General features: G+C 60.6%; 1 protein-coding gene. It reads right to left on the bottom strand.

The genetic code is table 11. From position 1 onward, the window contains the following. The coding region (locus H3V53_RS43030) for an IS256 family transposase (protein WP_336603016.1) at window positions 1–1,217 on the bottom strand (1,217 nt) is incomplete at its 3' end. Between the last annotated feature and the right edge of the window lie 117 nt (window positions 1,218–1,334).

Here is a 1,334-nt window from a genome sequence, read left to right on the forward strand (position 1 = left end):
CCGTCCTTGAAGGCAATGCCCTCCAGCAACAGCTTGATCTGTTCAGGGCCGTTGATACGGCGCCAGGTTTTCTCGGCTTCCTCGATCAGCTTGAATGCCAGACCCAGGAAGGTCGCTCGCGACACGCAGTTGCGCGTTCGCGTAGTGCGGTGGCGCACTGTCGCGAACGTCGACTCGATCGCGTTTGTCGTTCGCAGATGCTGCCAGTGGTCGGCCGGGAAGTCATAGAAGGCAAGCAGGCTTTCGCGATCCTTCTTCAACGTCTCAGTGGCCTTGGGGTACTTTGCCGCATAGATCGTCACGAAACGATCGAAGGCGGCATGCGCGTCGGCGCGCGTGGCGGCCATCCAGATCGCCTGCAGATCTGCTTTGGCTTTGCCTTGCTGCGACTTCGGCAGCGCGTTCAGGACGTTGCCCATTTTGTGGAACCAGCAGCGCTGGCCTCGCGTCGCGGGAAACACTTCCTCCAGTGCGGCCCAGAAGCCCATCGCGCCATCGCCAATGGCCAGCAGCGGACCAGCCTGCAGGCCTCGCGATTTCAGGTCGAGCAGCAACTCCTGCCACGACGCTTTCGACTCGCGATATCCGTCGCCGATCGCCACACGCTCCTTGCGTCCATCCGGCCTCACGCCGATGATCACCAGCAGGCATTGCCCGTCTGAATTTTCGCTTCGCAGCCCGGTGTGAATACCGTCGACCCACCAGTACACGTAGCGCGATTTCGACAGATCACGTCGGCTCCAGCTCGCGTGATCCTCGGCCCATTGCGCTTTCAGACGGCTCACCACATTGGCCGACAGGCCTTTCGCGTCATCACCGAGCAGCACGCCCAGCGCCTCGCCCATGTCGCCCGTTGAGATGCCTTTCAGATAAAGCCACGGCAACGCGGCGCTCACACGCGGCGACTTGCGCACATACGGCGGCACTATCGATGAATTGAACTTCACGCCTGATCCTGACCGATCGCGAACCTTCGGCACCTTCACCGGAATCGGCCCGGCCGCCGTCAACACTTCGCGCTCCGGCAAGTAGCCGTTGCGCACCACGGCGCGTTGCCCATGCATGGTCTTGACGTTCTCGAACCGTTCCAGCAGCGCCGACAACTCCGCTTCGATTGCCTGTTGAATCACCTGCCGGGCGCCGTGCCGCACCAGTTCGTCCAGACCCAGACCGACTCCCGATAGACCAACGACTTCTTTTTCCGTAAACTTGCTCATGGTGGATGGTTTGTTGTTTGCTGGTTTCCGACTTCGACAATCAGATTCTCAGCTGAATCCTCCACCGCCTTCAATCCTTCGCCCCAATCCCCCGTACACCACTTTCGACTTTAGCTC

Source organism: Paraburkholderia bengalensis (assembly GCF_037126505.1).
GTDB classification, from domain to species: Bacteria; Pseudomonadota; Gammaproteobacteria; order Burkholderiales; family Burkholderiaceae; genus Paraburkholderia; species Paraburkholderia bengalensis.